The following is a 16,767-nucleotide window of genomic DNA, read 5'->3' on the forward strand; positions in this document are numbered from 1 at the left end:
AGTGCCGCCGGACGCTCCGTGACCGGCGTTCCGGGCCCATGCCCTCTGGTAGTGGGCGGCCTCCGCCGGAACCAGCCGGCCGGGCGCCGCGGGGCCAGACGGCCACGCAGGCGCCATCGCACAACGGCCGGGCGCAGCAACGCCCCTGAGGCCAGTTCACGGAACCGGCAGAGTGTCACCCGTTCGAGGGATGACCTCCTGGACGAGGTACGGGGCCCGCGAGACGCTCTGGCGAACGGCCGGGCCCGCAAGCGGAGGCGTCATTGACCATCACCGGACACAGCCACCCACCAGCCGATCCCCAACGGCACCCGATCCCGCCGCCGCCCATGCGGACCGCGGCCGCCGAACAGGACGTCGACCACGAACTGATCGCCCTGCTGTATGCCGCGGCCCGGGAGCGCTGCGTACCGTGTCAGGACGTGTGGCTCGACCGTCTCGCGCCGGACGCGACCAGCACGGCCAGCCTCGGCCGGTGGGCGGGCGAGGCTCTGATGGAAACGTACGGGACCATCCCCGACGAGGCCGACGACGAGGGGCCGCTCAGCGAGATGTTCAGGCTCTACCTCGGCGAAGACACCTACGCCCGCGGTTACGAAGCGGTGCTCACGCCGTGCCTGGAGATGAGCGCGGCCGAGCGTCGCGCGGCGGCCGGGAAAGCGATCGGCATCCTCGCCGAACTCGCCCAGGACTGACCACCCCACCCCGGCCGGCGAATGACGTCGCACGGCGGGCCACCAACTGGGGACACCGCAGAGCCCGGACCGAGGCACGCCCGAATCGGCGAGCAGCAGGCCCGGGCGGCTACGGCGTACAGGCCCCGGCGCGCATGGGTGGCGGCCGGGCGCCGGGCATCCACGGCCGTGCCGGCGCGGCTGTGTCCCGCATGCGCGGCAACGCCGCCGGGCGCGGCCACACGGTCATCGCTGTCTCCTCGTCGCTGGCCGCGCTGGCCGCCCTGGTGCTGGGCCCGCGACGCGAGCGGTTGTGGGGCGCCATGCTGGCAGTGCAGATGGCGCCCGGTCAGACCGGAGGTCACCGTCACGTGTTCGCAGCGGGACGGTGCGGGGTGCCGAAGTCCTGGTCGGTGAACGTCCCGAGCAGAGGCTCGGCAGCGACCCGACGGGCGTAGGGGTCGCCGCACACGGGGCCGGACTCACTGTCGGGAGTGACCCAGACGCCGGTCCACCGCGGGTGGCGGTCGGTGATGGGCTGGCCGCAGTCCGCGCAGAGCACGGTCGGGACACCGTGCTTGCGCAGGAGGCTGGCAAGTCCGGTCCGCTGGAGTTCGGGGACGCGGTCGTAGTAGTGGAGCCAGCCGGACATGGTCTGCGAGCTGTTCCATGCGGCGGTATCGCGGGTGTCCTCCCAGGTGGTGTCCGGGCCGACCGGGTGGAGAAGACGCCACCCGAACACCGGCATGCCCGGCCCGTGCGGTTCCGGCTCCTCGCGGAAGGACTGCAGAACAGCGGCGGTGTAGTCAGGACGAACCTCGCGGATCTCAGCCTCAAGGACCGGCCGGACCACCGTGTGAAGGTCATCCAGTGCGGCGAGCGCTCCGGTCTCAAGCAGCTCCCGGCCCTGCTCCCCCGCCTGGTGCCAGGCGCACAGCAGGAGTTCCTCGAGAGGGCCACCGACGAAAACGGCCTGTTCGACGGCGGCGGTGCCGTCATCGGTCATCAGGACACGGTGGCGCATCGTCGATCCGTCGATGCTGCCCGTCCACTCCACGCGCTCGCCGGCCTGTACGGCCTTCACCGCGTCGATAGGAGCGGGGAACCGTTCGGCGAGGGCATCGGGCATGTCGATGTCCTCCTCCGGGGCGTCGTCCCAGTCCACCAGCTCCAGGTCTGCGGGCTGGGCTGGAGCGGTCCGGACCAGGGTTCGCTTCTGGGGGGCCTTGCGGTCCTTCTTGCGCTTCTTCGGCATCGTCGTCAGTCTCCTTCACCTTTTCATGCCCCTCGATCCTTGCAGTCGACGCCTCAGGCCTCGATCACCCGCCCTGGCGGCAACAGCCCGCTGCTTGTGGTCACGCCGTGCGCTCCAACGCGACCGCTGCGCCCTCGCGTTGTCCCGCAGCGGTGCTGTCCTGCCGGGCCGTGGTGCCGGGAAACGCCGAACCGCCCGAGTCGGTGGATGAGGTCGACGCGGGCGGTTCGGGTGGCAGGGCGGACCCTGCACACGCGGCTCGTGGTGTGGGAAAACACGAGCCGGTCCCGAGCCCCTCCCCGGGGGCGGGGTGGGGCTCGGAGTACGGCAGCCCCGGGAACGGGGCTGGTGATCTGGGCCCGCCCCGGAGGGGGATTTCCAGGGCGGGCTGGTGCTCCTACGAGGATTCGAACCTCGATCTCCGGATCCGTAGTCCGGTGTCCTATCCGTTGAACGACAGAAGCCGAAATGCGCAGCGTGCGGTTGCGTACCCCCGGCGGGATTTGAACCCGCGGTCTCCCCGTTGAAAGCAGGGCGAGATAGGCCGGACTACTCCACGAGGGTGTGGACCTCAACTCAAGGTGGGACCAGCGGGTTCCTTGCCTCCGGGCTGCATGGGAGGCAAGGACCGTGCGGGCGGCGCTCTTGGGGAGTACCGGGCCCAGAGCCATCACAGGCCTGCCGCCGGGCGTCCGCGCGAAGCGGGTCCCGGGGCCGCAGCGGCCTGTCAGAGGGTGTTCTGAGCCCGGACAGCAACCCCTTCGGGGCGAGCCGGCCGTGCCGTGCCGCACACGGCGATCCCCCGGAAAGGGGGACGGAATGGTGCGGCGCTTCGCTGCCCGCCGCGCAAGCGGCCGGGCAGCAGGTCTGATGTTGCGTACCCCCGGCGGGATTTGAACCCGCGGTCTCCCCACTGAGAACGGGGCGAGATAAGCCGAGCTACTCCACAGGGGCGTGGGGGCGTGGATGCCGGGTGGGGATCGGATCAGGTAGACCCCTCAGGGCCAGTACGTCACCTTCCCCGCCCGGCAGCACGTGACTTCCGGAGCCGCTGCCGTGGCCGGGGACCGGATCAGGCTGGCCCGCAGGCCAGTACGTCACCTTCACCGACCCGGCAGCGGGTCACTTCCGAACCCCTCCCCAGGAGCCCGGAAGCCGGTGCGGCGGGATGCGGATCCGCTGGGGAAACTTCACCTCCCCCGCCAACACCTCTAGATTACTACACCCCTTCATTGTGCGCAAGTTTTACGAGTCGTGCCATAAGGAGGCTGCTTGTGCGGGTGGCCTGGTGGCTGCCGGTCGGGCGCGGGGCGAGCGCGCGTTCGCCTGGGCGCCATGCCCGCTCCAGGCCGTGGCCGGAACGCGGCCGCCCTGAACGCCGAGCGCAGCCGCGCCGGCCCCGGCGAGCCGCTACCGCCCGGGCGGGATCAGTCCCCCGACAGCGGTGCGCTCCCCGCGCAGGCGGACCCGCAGCGGAACGCCCCCTTGACGCCCCTCGCGCGCCGGACCGGTCGCGGGGACACCACAACCCGGGCCTGCCGTCGCGGTGTTCAGGCGAGGCATTTGACGGTGGAGCCCCGGGCGCACAGCGCGGACCCAGGGCGCTACGGCAGCCCGTTCCCGGCGGGCGGGCACCCGGCGCCGGCGAACCCCCCGGCTCAGGCGTGCGAGCGATGGCGGCCGGGGCATCACGGGGAGGCATGGCGTACGGCCACGGGCAGCACCCCGGCGCTCGGCCGGAGGCAATGCGATGCCGACGCCGTCCATGCCTCATCACACACTCACGCTTTATTGACTCGCTTAGTTTGCACATCCTGACGAATATGTGTAAACTATTGCATAGTTGGTCGGACACACCCAGGAGGAACCCGTGAAGCGCAGCGTTCGCCGCCACATCGAGCACGCCGTCAACAGCACGTGGGGCAAGAACCCCAAGAGGCGTGCCGGGATGGTCGGTGCGCTGCTGCTCTTCCCCGACGACGCGTTCGCCGACGCGCCCACCTGGCACCCGGGTGAGGGCTTCGAGAACTGCACCGGCTACTCCTGGCTGCGTTCCAACGGCGACGGCACCGCGACCGCCGTGGTCGCGGGAGTCGGCCCCAAGGAACTCCCCGCCCACGACGGCGGCGTGTGGACCGAGGAGGAGGTCTGGACCGTCACCGCGCCCGAGGAGCGGCTGCTGAATGTCTCCTCCCTGTGGGACAAGCCGCACCGCATCTCCTGGATGTTCAACGAGCCGGACGCGCAGATCCACCGCGAGCCCTACGCCACCCACCCCGTCGCGGCCGTCGACGACTACTGGGAGCACTTCGACAACACCTGGGGTTTCACCCCGTTCACCCTGGAATGCGGGCGCAACCCCCTCGGCGACGGCCGCCGCTGGCTGCTGCTCACCTCCGAGCCGGGCTGGGACAACATCCCCGACGAACGCGACCTGCTGAACGTCACCCACACCCTCGCCGCGCTCTTCAACGCCGAAGTCCGCATCTACCCCTACGACCCCGCCAACCGCCGCGTGAAGGGCCCCATCAACATGCAGATCTTCCACGGCCCCCTCGCCCTCAACCCCATCAAAGACGCCCTCACCACCCACACCACCCCCGAACACCCCTAACCCTCGGGGCCGGACACGGGCCCGGCCAGGGCCGGCAGGCGGGGCCCGGAGCCGGGGCCGGCCCGGAGCGGTCGGTGTACGCGACCACGCAGAACGGCCTCGTCCTGCTGGCCGGCGCCCCCGACCGGGCTGATGCACAACGCTGGCTCGATGAATCCGGACGCGTCGGCCTCATCGCCCCAAGCTCCGGGCGCACCCCCTGACCCACGAACCGATGGCGAACACCGCCCAGGAAGGCACCCCATGCACACACCCGCCACCACCCTGGCCGACCACATCGCGCGCACCCGCGCCAGTCTGCTGGCCGAGTGGGACGGAAACGCCCGCTACTACCCCTTCGTCACGGACGGCATCGCGCACGACGTCCTGCTCTACTGCGCCCTCACCGGCACCACCGTCCCCGCTGGCGTGCTCACCGACAAGGACACCGTGGCGCACTTCGTCGAGGCCGTCCGCCAGGCCTGACCCCCACACGGCCAACCGCCCCTGGAGCACTTCACGCCGCCAGGGAGACACGACCAGGCGGCGCCCTTCAAGTGCGCGGCCTCCAGACCGTCCACCGGCAATGCGCCCGCCGCCCACACCCTCATCACAGGAGATGCCTCTTGCCCACAACCATCCCCCAGTCCTTCGACGCCGCGCTGGCTCCTCTCGACGACAGCATCGACGCCCTCCTCCGGGCCGAGCCCGACAACTGCCAGGAGAACGGCCACCTGTACGAACCGTGCGTCGGCCACGGCTGCACCGACAATGACTGCCGCATCCGCACATGCGCCCACTGCGGGGACGAAGAAGAGTGCTGATCCCCTCTCCGCCCTGCCAGCCCAGTTAGCGCTCAGGAACCGCACTTCACAAACGGAGCACACCATGACCGCCACCTCGAACCCCGCCCCCGACACCCTCTGGCAGGACCTCGCCGACGCGCTCAACGCCCTTGTCTCAGTAGGACGGTTCCCCGCCTTCCACAACCTCTACGGAACCGACAACGACTGGCAGCACCAGCCCTACGTCACCAGCTCCCACGCCAACGCCCCACGGGTCGTCTACGACCTCACCACCGGGACCTACACCGTGACCACCCGCGCACGCACCCTCAGCGGCGAACACACCCGCCGCAAGCGCCGCAGCCGCCGATGATGACGAGCAGGTACCCCCGTGCAGGACCTCTGCATCGTTGGCCCCCTAGCGCAAAACGGCACCTACCAGGGCGACCAACAGACGAGCCCCGGCCAGCACCCGCCAGACGGCCAGTGACTTCTGCTTAGTGACTGCCTACTTTCGTGGTTGAGGAACAGGTTTTCAGGCGCCCCGGCGGTCGACGGACACCATCACGCTGCGGACGTCCGGACCGATCGGCAGGGCAGCAAGCGCGGCACGGACACGCTCGCGGGAGGCTTCGAGCTGTTCACGGCTCGCCTGCCCCGGGGCAAGGCCGCCCATCCAGTCGGGATTCCCGCCAAGAGTGATACGAGTGACGTTCTCAGGGTCGCGTCCGTGGCGGAAGTACACGTTGTCCAGGCCCATGGCGCCCTGCGGCTGGTAGACGGGAAAGCGCACCAAGGTGACCGGGCAGCCCGGAAGGTGCAGCGCCGCAGTTTCGGCCACCGCCTCCCGCAACTCGCGCGGCTGACGGCGCGCAGCGATGGCTCTGTACTGCCGTACGACGCTCACAGAACGGCGCGGGTGGACTGCGAAGGCCCGAGTGAACTTGGCCGATGTCACGCTCCAGAAGGCGGCTTCTGCACTCCAGCGGGCCGGATGCCAGGCAGGCTTGAGGATCCCCGACCTGACGCCGGCCCGCACCTTCCGGCGCAGACGACCGACTGCGCGCGGGACAAGACCGGACGCGCCGAGGGCGTGGGATCCAACCGCCAGGGCTGCGGCGGACGCGATCAGGGTCGGAACAGCAACAGTCAACGTGGCCATGGTCAGCGAGGTCTCCGAAGGTCGACGGAAAGCGGCAGATCGGTAAAGGTGAACCGGCGTCACTGGCTTGCAGCAGCCGGCCAAGCCAGAACAGGACTCTCAGAGGGTGGCGCGGTGGTGTTGGGCAGCAGCCACGAGGAGGGCGGCCACACAGCCGGGGTCCCGGGTCCCGATATCCCGGGTGGACAGCGGCCACTCATCCCGCTCGAACGGACTCTCGCCATCCTCGGGTTCACGCAGGTAGTGCAGGCTTGCCGCGACCTCGGAGGGATCGTGGGAGCCTTCACCTCGGTGGACAAGCCCAGCGCTGGCCCAGTACCCACCCCGCGGGTCTCCCTCCCAGCTCAGCGAGGGCAGGGACTGACCGGGAGGGATGCGACATCGGAGTCCGCGGACAGACCCAGCCCTCTCGAACAGAGCGACGGCAAAGTCACGCTCCCACTGGCGCATCTGCTTCCGGATCGGGTCACTCGGCCTGCTGGTGATCATGAGATGTCCCCTGGATGGGTGGGTGTTGGAGTATCCGACGGAACCGTCCATGCAAGGCGCTCTCAGCGCGGCAGCTCGCACCACCGGTAGAGGCCACCGCGTGCCGCGGTGAACACGCCCTCGGTAGGTGCGGTCACCGGATCCGTGGCGTCGGCGGACGGAGCCCGACCAGCTCCGGCCGGGAGGCCCGGCACTGTGGTGGCACCCGCGAGGAAGCGGTACTTGCCGGAGTCGCGGAGCACCTCCAGCTCCTGGCGGCTCAGCGAGGGCTTCCTGCTCTGGTCGCGGGTTCCGCCTCCGACGATCCGCCCGTCCGGGGCGACCAGGTGCCAGGAGGCTGCCGCCGCGTCGACGGGCGCCACACACAGAGGCGAGGAGATGTCGAGGCTGCCGTCGGCGGTGCGGAACACCGCGACCACGCGCTTGCGGGTTTCCTCCGGGCTGTCCCCGACGAACATCTCCACCACGCTCAGCGCCCACCCTTCCAGGCGAGTGACCAGGCCGGGCCCGCCGTCGTAGACGAAGAGCACGTCGCCCGGGACGTAGTGCGGAGCCGCGTCGGCCAGTGCAGTGCCATGGGTCTCGGAGGCCACGGGCACTCCCTTCCGTTCGTTGAGGGGACTTGGAGCGGGCCAGCAGGCCTGGAGCCTCGTCCAGGGATCTCCGCCCCGCCGGACACTGCTGACTTGATGAGGCGGGTGCTGTCACTTGGCACCAGGACAGGCACTGCCGATGCCGCTGCGGGAAAGTCAGGACCGGTAGGAGCGAACCCGCACGATGCTCGGTGCGATTACGTTGCAGCCGGGGCAGAAGTGGCCGGGCCGACTGGAGTGGGTTTCGATCCGGGTGCCGCTGAACGAGCAGAACCAGTAGTCCTCGCCATCCAGGTCGGTTGCGCGAACGGCCTTGATCGTCTGAGCTGCCGTCGGCGCGGGGATGTTGAGCGCGGGGATGTTGGCGGAACTCGTCACAGCGTCCTCCAAAGTACGGAACGGGATTGGAACGGGTCGGCTGGCCCTGCCGGACAGCCCTTGACCTGCATTGGGAGACAGGTCACGGAAGGTCACTTGTTCATCAGGCAGCGGGCCGGGGTCTTGCTCGCGGGCGCGAACGTGTAGACCTCGCACGGACCCGCGATCCAGGACCATCCGGAAGCAACCAGCAGGGTGAGAGCGATGAAGCCGAAGGCCGCAGACCGCATGATCGTTCCTCCAGAACGTAAGGCGAGAGGGGAGTGGAGAGAGCATCACCGCCCTCGTGACTCATAATTTACACATCATGCACTTCGATGTCAATTATACGAGTCGGTACCGCATCCAGCCTTCCGGCCCCGCTGGCGCGTGAACTCGCGCAACTGGACCGCTGCGGCGTTCATCACCTGCGCAATGCCGGCTGTGCCGACCACTGCACTGTCGGCCCTTGCCGCGGGTAGGACGCTCGCTCCGCAGCAGGAACCCGTGAGCAATTCCCCCGCTTGATGACTCGCTAAATTTGCAAGTATGTGAGTCCATGTGTAAATTAGTGGTTGCTGGGAGTGCAGGAACCGCCACCGAAGCAGGGAGATGGACATGAGCGCAGCTACCGGTCAGGCCGGTGACACCTTCCAGGCCGCCTACACCTCCGGGGACCGAGAAGTCACCGTCGTTCGCAATGTGCACGCCGGCGTCTCCGGCCCGTTCGGCGACTACCCGGCGGATGACCTGGAAGGCGCCGAGCGCGCCTTGTTCGACGCCGGTTACCTAGTCACCTCCGAGTGGGGCGAACTGACGGTCAACGGCGACCGGTGGTGCTTCCTGACGGTCATGGCATGACCGGCCGGCCCGGCCCTCTTGGGGTCGGGCCGGCCCTCACTCGGAATTGCGCCCTCGCTCAATACCGAAACAGCGATGCGCCACAACGACTACTGCCCCTCCGGTGCATGACGACAGGAGACAGACGACATGACCGTGATCCCTGAAACCGGCGATGCCCTCAATCTGTTGACCGAGCTCTTCAGCGGTGTTCACTCGGACGCGGATACGCTCGACGCTGCCCCCACCGAGCCTCCCTCCACCGCACCCGCCCTCCTTCAGGCGCTGCCCAACTGCTTCACCGCGCCACGCCCGGCGATGTCCCGGATCGGCAACGTGTGGCACTTCGCCGCCATGGGCACGGCCTACCGCGCTATTCAGGTGAGCGCGAAGAAGTGGGAAGCGCACACCCTCACAGGCGACGTGATCGCCGAGGCCAGCACCCGCGCGGGCGTCGGTGCGGCGGTAGTGACGTCGGTCGGGGCCGACCGCGCTCCGAAGAGTCCGGCCGTCCGCCACCGGGAGGCGATGGCGGGCCTTCGGCTGTACGTAACGGGGGAAAACCACGAACTCGCGCTGGCCTCTGTGAAGTGGGGGCAGTACGCCGAGTTGTGCGTGAAGTGCGGTGGCAACGGGACGATCAACGCCTACCAGCATGTTCAGGGTGGCGTCTGCTTCGCCTGTGCGGGTGAGGGCACCGTCGGCGCCTTCTACACCGAGCCGGAAGCCGTCGCTGCGGTATTCCGGATGGACTGCGACTACCGCGCCAAGGCCGACCGCGACGCCATCAAGTGGGCGCGGCAGTCCCACAACCTTCAGACCTTCTACGCCGCGCACCCCGACATCGCCGCCTGGATGACCGGCGGGAACCTCGCCGCTTCCGACTTCGGTCTGTCCCTGCGCGACCAGATCGCCCGCGGCCGGGATGCCACCGACCGCCAGCTCGAAGCAGCCCGTGAAGCCGCCGCTCGCGAAGCACAGCGCAAGGCGCAGGCCGAACGCGCCGACGCCGCTCGGCTCGCCGGGGTGAAGGCGGCTCGGCCTGCGGGCGCCAAGGGAGAGAGAGTAACCGTGACCGGCACCGTGACCCGTGCCTGGACCTATTACACCGGCCCCGACTGGGCCCGCAGGGCCAAGCGTGGTGTCGTGGTCGATGACGGCCGGGGCGTTGCAGTGATCATGTTCACGAGCACGGCGTCTGCGTTCGACCTTTCGACCGACGACATGGTCACCGTCACCGCGACCGTGAAGGACCCCGCCAACCGCAACCCGGACACCGGAGCTATCCAGACCCTCCTCAAGTCCCCCAAGTTCGCCAAGATCTGACCGGTACAGCGACACGGCGGCAGCCCCTCGCTGGAGTGTTCGCCGCACACCGGGACCGGGAGTGGGAGTTCTTAACGACCACTTGCTCTACTCCGCCGGCAGCTCGCCGAAATTGCGAGCACCTTCGTGATGCGCTGGCTCCGCGGGAAGGGCATCGCCATCGCCGCGAACGCCGAGACGACCACCCCCATGCTGCGCCGTCTGCTCGCCGCCTTACTCAGCGATTGACCACCCCCCTAAAGGCAACCCTTATGGCGCGTATAATTTGCCATATTGCATCAGGGTGTGTAAATTAGCGTTCGAAGCAAGGGGGTGCACACCACACCGTCGCCGAAGGTCACGCGGGACTGCTGACGCCACCCTCCCCGCGCGGGCAGCCCCACCGGCGGCGGAACTTCACCCCCGTCGACTCCCCGCGGGACTCGACGTGCGCACTCCCACGCGTCACCCCCTCGCCAGCCTCGAACGGAGCCGCACATGATCCATACCGACCGCATCGACCACATCACCGCCCACGGCACCGGCCGGCTCCCCCGCACAATCCGCCTCACCGACGACGGAGTCATCTCCGTCCACGCCGGAGACGGCGCCTGGTGCAGCCCGCGCCCCCGCGCGCGCATGGTCCACGAGGGCGGCCTGGGCACCGCCCCCGCCGACTACCCCGGCCCGTACACCGCCTTGGAGGTGTACGTCGTCGCCCCAGTGACGGTGCCCGCCGACTGGGCGCCGTACAGCGACGACGACGACCCGCAGGCCGGCTTGTTCTGCACGGTTCCTGCGGAGATGGTGCGGGCCCTGGTCGTCGAGCACGGCGGGGAGCACGTCGCCCAGGACACCGAGGACGACATGTGGAAGGCGCTCGCCGAGTCCTTCCTCCCATCCCGTTCCTGACCGGACGTACCCCGGCCCAGCCGCCCAGCGGCTCGTGCCCCACCCAGGACGCCCGCTTCACGCCACCGAACCATCAGGAGCCTCACGTGAGCCGCCATACCGACCACCCGCTCGAGCACCACAACCTGCGTACCTCGGACCGCGTAGCCCGCGAGCTCCCGTCCTCCACCGGGGACACCACGCCCCCGCAGCCCGGGGACCCGATCACGGGCACCAACCCGGGTCGCGCCGTCCTCCCCGACGGCACCACCCCGTCCTCCGGGCAGTCCGGCGAGCAGGTCCTCGCCGCCACGATGCGGGCTGCGATCCGCGACAGCCACCTCGACATCGTCCTGTGGCCCGACAGCTTCGAGGTCACCGGCCCGTACGACGCCCAGATCGCCCTCGTCAAGGGCCGCTTCCCCACCGTGGCCGACCTCGCCGGCTTCCTCGGCATCGCCGAGTCGGACATCACCGACGCCCGCTGACCCGCCCGCACAAGGGGAAGACCGTGACCACCTCCCAGCGCCCCCGACGCCCGCAGCGCAAACTCACCGCCGCCGAACACGACGTCGTGGCCGGCGTGCAGACGTTGCACCTGCACCGCATGCTGCACCTCGGCCTCATCGACCCGGTGCCCAACCCGTCGCCGATGAGCGAGGAAGAGGGCGCCTGGGTCCGCGAGCATGTGTGGCCGTCGTACTTGCATCGGATTGATGACGGTTACGCCTGGGGTTTTTGGCGGTGGTCCCTCTGTGAGAGGGGCACGTGCTGGAACTGCCTCGCGGGGCGCTGCGACGGGTGCCTGCACCGGCAGAAGGGCCGCCCCGACGCCTGCGACAACGCCGAGACGGTGCACAACCACCTGGGACGGAACGTCGCCACCCTTATTCCTGCGCCCCGGCGGCGAACCCTGCGTGTGGTGGTGCCGCTGCCCCTGCCCGAAGGACGGCACCCCGCCCGCCCGCCCCGAACGCGCCCCCATGAAGCCATCCCCCAACCCGTCCTTGGACGCCCCCATGAAGCCATCCCCCAACCCGTCCCATGACGCCGCCGCACTCGGCCACCCCTTCCTTCCCGGCCTGGAGTAGCAGTGGGACGTGAAAGCCAGAACCGATGAGGGAGACAGCACCCATGCAGAACGAAGCATCCACGGAGCCGCCTGCCACGACGTACACCGTGTGGCACCGCGTCTCCATCGGCGGGGACTGGGTCGGCCTTGCGGTTCAGCACCTGACCAAGGAGCAGGCCTACGACAAGGCCGGCGCCCTGATGACTACTGGCAGCAAGAACGTGATGGTCCTTGCCGAGAGCAACGGTGTCGCGAACACCCCGAGCAACTGGCAGATGCTGGAGATGAACACCTTCGGCGTGTTCATCGACACGCCGCAGATCAAAGCCTCCATCGCCAAGGCCCGCGCCGCAGGAACGAACACCTCGGCTCACGCTGACCTACGAGTCCTTGTCGCAGCTGCGAACCAGACCACCCGCCCGGACGAGATCGACCGTGCGGTGCGCCGCCTGGCCCTGCCGCAGGACTGACAACGCGTCCCCGAAGGCCTGGCCGCCAGGCCACCCGTCCGCCCTCTCCCCCTCCAGTCGCCAGCAGTCGCCCCAGGTGGGCGAGAACGCGCCCCACTCGACGAAGGAGTACCCCCATGATCCCCGTCACCTGCGTCGAGGACGCTCCGCCCGCTTCAGGCGGGGAGCGTCTCATCGACGACACCACGTACGGCCTCGTCTACCGCCAGGGCGAGGGCGAGTGGCAGCACTTGCGCACACCCGCCGTAATCCGCGACGAGGACGAGGCCGCCGACATCATTGCGGACCTGGAAGCCCTCTCCATCTCCACGGGTGTGGAGTACCGGATGATCAAGATCCGCCACACCGCGACCGTCCTGTCGCCCACCATCCCGGCGCCTTCAGACGTCGAGCCCGGGCCCGTGGCCGCGCGGAAGCTGCGTTCCGGAGACCGGGTGATCCTGCGCGGTGCCGAACGTCTCGTATGGAAGGCCGTGTACCAGCGAGTCGGTCACTCTCTGCGGATCCACACCGTCCCGCCTGCCGGCCAGAACCCCGACTACTACGGGTTCACGTTGATCCCCGGTGAGGTCGTCGAACTGGTTGAACGGGGTCCAGCAGTGGACGTCAATGGCCAGCCCCTCACCGACTCCTGACGTCCAGACCGTTCGTCGTGCACAGCTGCGGGGCGGCCGGACTTCGCTGCCACCATATGGGCTGACACAGGCCGCCACGGCGTTGCGGATGCGCACTTCCTGCTCGGTCGGGCAGCGTGTCGCGGCGGCTGTGTATGTTCCGCCAGGCAGCGGGGAGCACGTGAAGACGGCTTGCCCGTTGACATTCATCTGTGCCCGCGTGAGGCCCCGGACAACGGCGCTGGCTGCTCAGGGTGGTGTGGCGATTCCGTCTTGGGCAGCGGGAAGCCGGCGCGCTCCAGGGCGCCGACGAGGTCGTCGGGCCCGAGGGCGCGGCCGTTGGTCACGTCGTGGTGCCAAGAGGCGACGACCTGCAGAGCGTCTTGGAGTGGGTTGGTGGTGAGTGCTGGCTCGTACGTATCGCTGAAGACCTCGGCAGGGACGACGTCGAAACGGCCTGCCTCCAGCACGATCCAGTCGTTGCAGTAGGCGGTCTTTCGCCCTGTGGGCGTCTCGACGTCGACATAGGGGTTGGCGAAGGCGCCGCCCGACAGGCCTCCGCACCACGCGGCGAGCTGGCGGGCCGTTTTGGCGTCAGGACTCCCAAGAACCTGGCGGGCCTCGACCAAGGCGAGCTTGTGGCGGTAGAAGGTGGCGGTCATGGGCACTCCAAGCGGCGGGAAATCGAGGTGAGGACCAGCAGGTCAGCCGGTGGCTGCGGACGCTGCTCGCGGTGGAACGTGCGGCTTCGGTGTCGCCGTCCCAACCGTGTTCGAGGCCTGAGCGGTCGGCGACGCGGGCTATGCGGGGCTCTTGGACCGCGGAAAGACCGGGTCCCCGGGGCGGGTCAGACTTCCGGGCGGGTAAGGGGTGGCCCCGGAGATTCCGGCGAACTCCACCCGCGCCATGCGCTCGCCGCTGGGGCCGTCGCTGAAGCCGATCACCACGCCGGTCCGGGTGAATGGCGCGCCAGTCGCCCCGTAGACGGTGTGACAGGCGGCTACACCTTCAGCCCATCCTCCGGCGGTCTCGGCACTGCGGACATGTTCGCGCTCGGCAGGGTAGAGCTGCGTGGGGACACAGGTCCTCTGCCCGGAGAAGTAGGGGAATCGGACGCTCACTTCACGACGCCGTTCCGCGATGTGCGTCCGCGTCTCGGTGACACGACCGGTGCGGGTGTCGGTGATTCCGTCGGTTCCGATGACGTCGGTACTCACCAGGTCACCCGGCCGCCATACGACGGCACTGTCATCTGAGGTGGGCGCGGGGAGCGACGCGGGTGCCTGGCCGGTCTCGGCCGCCGTGCATGCGGCGCAGCCCAGGTGCGTGTCCACCTGGTAGAGGGGCCCGCTGGAGGCGCATGCGGGTAGGGGGTCTCGCTGGCCACCAGTCGGGCAGTGCGCTCGGCGACGAGGGCGCCAAGAGCGATGTGGGCAGGGCTCATGAGCATCACGAACGGGCCCGGTTCCCCGAACTGGGTTCCGGTGATCACCATGTGCCCGTTGTGGAGGCGGGTGACGGTTCGCAGCGTCACGGTGCGGACGTATCCGGCCGGGTAGTGCTCTCCCGTGCCGGGGTAGGTGTCAAGGGCACCAGCCGGAGGACGTACCTCGCGGTATCCCTCTCGTTCGATCTCCTCCCAGGACACCAGGCGCCATCCGCCGGGGGCCTTGCCGATCAGTGAACGGTTCCGCTCCGTCTCGACGGCGACGATGGCGCGTACATCCACCATGGCGACGAGCCGTTCGGCAGCCTCGTACTTGCGGGTGTGGTCGGTGGAACCCGAGTCGCCCGTCCCCTGGCCCCGCCAGCGACGCGAGCCAAGGGACATCTTCCACACGTGGTCGGCTGGATCGGTAGCGCCGTCCACGTGGACGGCGGTTCGAGCGTCGGCCCCGGTTGCGCCGTAGTAGCGGTGGGCGAGGGGGCGTGCCGTGGCGGTCAAAGTAAGGCCTTCCGCGTCGTGGTCGATAGGTGAGGCGCGCGTGGGGCGGTGCGGCTACCGCTGAGCGGTGTACTCGTCCGCGGATACGGCGGCCGCGTAGGGCACGACCCACAGGTGCAGTTCGGCCAGCTTCGTGAGCGCTGCGACGCGGCCGTGCCGGTCGGAGGCGGTGTCCAGTTCGCGGACGGCCTGGCCGATGCGGTCGCGGAGGGCGCTCCCCTGATGGTCGATCTGGGGACTGTCCGTCATCAGGGCGGGCAACTCCGGTACTCGGCGGGTGATGTGGGAGGTCACGTAGAGGAAAAGGCAGTCCGAGATGCCCGCCTGAGGGGTGTCCGAGGCGGCGAGCATGGCCTGCATCAAGGCGAGGCCGGCGGTGCCGGGGATGGTGTTCGTGACGGTGACGCCGTCGATGACCGGCGGCGCATCGGTCTCGAAAGACTCGGCCGCCGTGTGGAGGTGAGCGACGAGCTCCATCAGGGTCTTGCTGTGTGGATTCGAAGCGGCCCGGCTGCGGATGACCTCGGCGAGGTCGCGGGCGCGGGCTGCGGCAAGGGAGGTGCGGGCTGTGGCGATCACAGAGGTCGGCGTGGTCACAGTTCGGCTCCCCTGATAGCGAGGCGGGGAACGACTATCCCCAATATCTATTTTACACACTATTACCATCAGTGTCAATTTTACGAGTCGAACTGCCAATGGGCCATCTGAGGTGAAGTCACCTCGGCGCGAGCCGCCATAGCCTGACGAGAGTCAAACCCGACAGGGGCCCACCCCCGCCTCGCCGCCGCCGATGGCTATTGGATGCGAGATTCGCCGCGCCACCCGCCGACGTCACCCACTCCCGGTCTCCGGGCGGTCCGCGCGACGCAGCCGTGCAGCGCCCCATGCCCGACCTCCGAGTCGGGCGATTGAAGGCCCCTGGTATTGCATCGTATAGCTTGCCTAAATTTCACAGGATGAGTAAATTTACTCCGCAAGGGCCTCCCGGTTCCAATCTCCAGTGATCTACGCATAGAGGAGCTCTCCGATGTCGGACCAGCACAGGAAGCCGGTTGTCGGCCTGCCCGAGTGGCAAAGCCGGTCCGGGCGGCAGCAGATCGCGCCGGACCGTTGGGGGAAGGACCACTGGGGCCTGCTGGCCTTCGTCGAAACGTGCGAGGTCGACTGCCACGGACTCATCGACTGGGACCGGGTCACGCTCTCACGAACGAACTGGCCGATGCTTTGGGCGGCGCGGAACCCATGGACCCTGGGCGTTGCCGGGGACGCCGCCGACTCATTCGGCGTTCGACTGTGAGATGTCGCGAATCAGCCTGTGACCCTCTTCGGCCACTGCGCGGCCGATGCTCTGATGGACCTGGTTGAGAGCGGCCTGGTCACGATCGAGATGCCGCAGACGGACGAGGACGGCCAGTACTACCTCAAGCCGGACGGTCGCCGCCTTGAGGGTGCGGAGCACCCGCGCCCCGGATTCACCAGCGGAGCGGTCGAATGGCAGTTGATGCCGTGGGCTCGCTTCCGTCTGACCGAGCGGGGTAGAACTCTCGCCAACGAGCTGCGTGCTCACAAGGCTGCCGGCGGCAACTTCGCCACCTTCCAGCCCGCCCTGGAGAGTTCAGCCATGCTGTTCCGCCCGTGAAGGGCTGAGGGGGCATCGGCCGCTAGCGGCGCCGCCGCATCCCCGCCCAGTAGTGTGCGTGAACCCGCGCGGGGACTGCGGCG

Annotated in this window: 21 protein-coding genes, 3 tRNA genes and 1 pseudogene; 14 read left to right on the forward strand and 11 right to left on the reverse strand. The window is 68.9% G+C overall.

The annotated features are described in order from the left end of the window. Positions 1–263 precede the first annotated feature (263 nt). The gene (locus tag OG440_RS38125) at positions 264–695 is read left to right on the forward strand and encodes a hypothetical protein (RefSeq protein WP_331752688.1); all 432 of its coding nucleotides are present in this window, start codon (positions 264–266) and stop codon (positions 693–695) included. Between the two features lie 346 nt (positions 696–1,041). On the opposite strand, the gene OG440_RS38130 is transcribed toward OG440_RS38125, so the two are convergent. From OG440_RS38130 to OG440_RS38145, 4 genes are all read right to left on the reverse strand, one after another. Next, positions 1,042–1,929, reverse strand: a complete 888-nt coding sequence (locus OG440_RS38130; protein WP_331752689.1) for a hypothetical protein — start codon at positions 1,927–1,929, stop codon at positions 1,042–1,044. A gap of 389 nt (positions 1,930–2,318) precedes the next feature. After that, a tRNA-Arg gene (locus OG440_RS38135) sits at positions 2,319–2,393 on the reverse strand. Between the two features lie 24 nt (positions 2,394–2,417). After that, a tRNA-Glu gene (locus OG440_RS38140) sits at positions 2,418–2,493 on the reverse strand. Between the two features lie 314 nt (positions 2,494–2,807). Continuing rightward, positions 2,808–2,883, reverse strand: a tRNA-Glu gene (locus OG440_RS38145). A gap of 916 nt (positions 2,884–3,799) precedes the next feature. Between OG440_RS38145 and OG440_RS38150 the strand changes: the two genes are divergently transcribed. From OG440_RS38150 to OG440_RS38165, 4 genes are all read left to right on the forward strand, one after another. After that, positions 3,800–4,543, forward strand: coding sequence for a hypothetical protein (locus tag OG440_RS38150; protein ID WP_331752690.1), 744 nt, complete (start codon positions 3,800–3,802; stop codon positions 4,541–4,543). Between the two features lie 243 nt (positions 4,544–4,786). Continuing rightward, on the forward strand, positions 4,787–5,008 hold the full coding sequence (locus OG440_RS38155; protein WP_331752691.1) for a hypothetical protein: 222 nt from the start codon (positions 4,787–4,789) through the stop codon (positions 5,006–5,008). A gap of 140 nt (positions 5,009–5,148) precedes the next feature. Further along, the gene (locus OG440_RS38160; RefSeq protein WP_331752692.1) at positions 5,149–5,346 is read left to right on the forward strand and encodes a hypothetical protein; all 198 of its coding nucleotides are present in this window, start codon (positions 5,149–5,151) and stop codon (positions 5,344–5,346) included. Between the two features lie 64 nt (positions 5,347–5,410). Next, positions 5,411–5,680, forward strand: a complete 270-nt coding sequence (locus OG440_RS38165) for a hypothetical protein (protein ID WP_331752693.1) — start codon at positions 5,411–5,413, stop codon at positions 5,678–5,680. A gap of 162 nt (positions 5,681–5,842) precedes the next feature. On the opposite strand, the gene OG440_RS38170 is transcribed toward OG440_RS38165, so the two are convergent. From OG440_RS38170 to OG440_RS38185, 4 genes are all read right to left on the reverse strand, one after another. Then, positions 5,843–6,469 carry a hypothetical protein gene (locus OG440_RS38170; RefSeq protein WP_331752694.1) on the reverse strand — a complete coding sequence of 209 codons (627 nt, stop codon included), beginning with the start codon at positions 6,467–6,469 and terminating at the stop codon, positions 5,843–5,845. A gap of 551 nt (positions 6,470–7,020) precedes the next feature. Beyond that, positions 7,021–7,551 carry a hypothetical protein gene (locus OG440_RS38175; RefSeq protein WP_331752696.1) on the reverse strand — a complete coding sequence of 177 codons (531 nt, stop codon included), beginning with the start codon at positions 7,549–7,551 and terminating at the stop codon, positions 7,021–7,023. A gap of 156 nt (positions 7,552–7,707) precedes the next feature. Then, on the reverse strand, positions 7,708–7,929 hold the full coding sequence (locus OG440_RS38180) for a hypothetical protein (RefSeq protein WP_331752697.1): 222 nt from the start codon (positions 7,927–7,929) through the stop codon (positions 7,708–7,710). A gap of 92 nt (positions 7,930–8,021) precedes the next feature. Beyond that, positions 8,022–8,159, reverse strand: coding sequence for a hypothetical protein (locus OG440_RS38185; protein WP_331752698.1), 138 nt, complete (start codon positions 8,157–8,159; stop codon positions 8,022–8,024). 367 nt (positions 8,160–8,526) lie between these two features. Between OG440_RS38185 and OG440_RS38190 the strand changes: the two genes are divergently transcribed. From OG440_RS38190 to OG440_RS38220, 7 genes and pseudogenes are all read left to right on the forward strand, one after another. Continuing rightward, the gene (locus OG440_RS38190; protein ID WP_331752699.1) at positions 8,527–8,769 is read left to right on the forward strand and encodes a hypothetical protein; all 243 of its coding nucleotides are present in this window, start codon (positions 8,527–8,529) and stop codon (positions 8,767–8,769) included. A 129-nt stretch (positions 8,770–8,898) separates the two neighbouring features. Continuing rightward, entirely contained in the window at positions 8,899–10,074 is a 1,176-nt protein-coding gene (locus tag OG440_RS38195; protein ID WP_331752700.1) for a hypothetical protein, read from the forward strand. 477 nt (positions 10,075–10,551) lie between these two features. Further along, positions 10,552–10,965 carry a hypothetical protein gene (locus OG440_RS38200; protein ID WP_331752701.1) on the forward strand — a complete coding sequence of 138 codons (414 nt, stop codon included), beginning with the start codon at positions 10,552–10,554 and terminating at the stop codon, positions 10,963–10,965. An 86-nt stretch (positions 10,966–11,051) separates the two neighbouring features. Continuing rightward, positions 11,052–11,432 carry a hypothetical protein gene (locus OG440_RS38205; protein WP_331752702.1) on the forward strand — a complete coding sequence of 127 codons (381 nt, stop codon included), beginning with the start codon at positions 11,052–11,054 and terminating at the stop codon, positions 11,430–11,432. Positions 11,433–11,596: 164 nt separating this feature from the next. Further along, positions 11,597–12,035 (forward strand): annotated as a pseudogene (locus OG440_RS38210) (DUF6248 family natural product biosynthesis protein). 43 nt (positions 12,036–12,078) lie between these two features. Then, positions 12,079–12,486, forward strand: a complete 408-nt coding sequence (locus OG440_RS38215; RefSeq protein ID WP_331752706.1) for a hypothetical protein — start codon at positions 12,079–12,081, stop codon at positions 12,484–12,486. Positions 12,487–12,602: 116 nt separating this feature from the next. Further along, a complete protein-coding gene (locus OG440_RS38220) occupies positions 12,603–13,121 on the forward strand; it encodes a hypothetical protein (RefSeq protein ID WP_331752708.1) in 519 nt (172 codons plus the stop codon). Positions 13,122–13,306: 185 nt separating this feature from the next. Here OG440_RS38220 and OG440_RS38225 read toward each other — a convergent pair whose 3' ends face one another. From OG440_RS38225 to OG440_RS38235, 3 genes are all read right to left on the reverse strand, one after another. After that, complete coding sequence (locus tag OG440_RS38225) at positions 13,307–13,762, reverse strand: hypothetical protein (RefSeq protein WP_331752710.1); 456 nt, start codon at positions 13,760–13,762, stop codon at positions 13,307–13,309. Positions 13,763–14,313: 551 nt separating this feature from the next. Further along, a complete protein-coding gene (locus OG440_RS38230; protein ID WP_331752713.1) occupies positions 14,314–15,045 on the reverse strand; it encodes a hypothetical protein in 732 nt (243 codons plus the stop codon). A 54-nt stretch (positions 15,046–15,099) separates the two neighbouring features. Then, positions 15,100–15,642: a hypothetical protein gene (locus OG440_RS38235; RefSeq protein WP_331752715.1), complete on the reverse strand. Its 543-nt coding sequence runs from the start codon at positions 15,640–15,642 to the stop codon at positions 15,100–15,102. Between the two features lie 430 nt (positions 15,643–16,072). Here OG440_RS38235 and OG440_RS38240 point away from each other — a divergent pair, with 430 nt between their 5' ends. After that, positions 16,073–16,342 (forward strand): hypothetical protein, encoded by a 270-nt coding sequence (locus tag OG440_RS38240; protein ID WP_331752717.1) that lies wholly within the window; start codon positions 16,073–16,075, stop codon positions 16,340–16,342. A 54-nt stretch (positions 16,343–16,396) separates the two neighbouring features. Beyond that, complete coding sequence (locus OG440_RS38245) at positions 16,397–16,684, forward strand: hypothetical protein (protein ID WP_406011587.1); 288 nt, start codon at positions 16,397–16,399, stop codon at positions 16,682–16,684. Positions 16,685–16,767 lie beyond the last annotated feature (83 nt).

It is taken from the genome of Streptomyces sp. NBC_00637 (assembly GCF_045161545.1).
Lineage (GTDB): Bacteria > Actinomycetota > Actinomycetes > Streptomycetales > Streptomycetaceae > Streptomyces.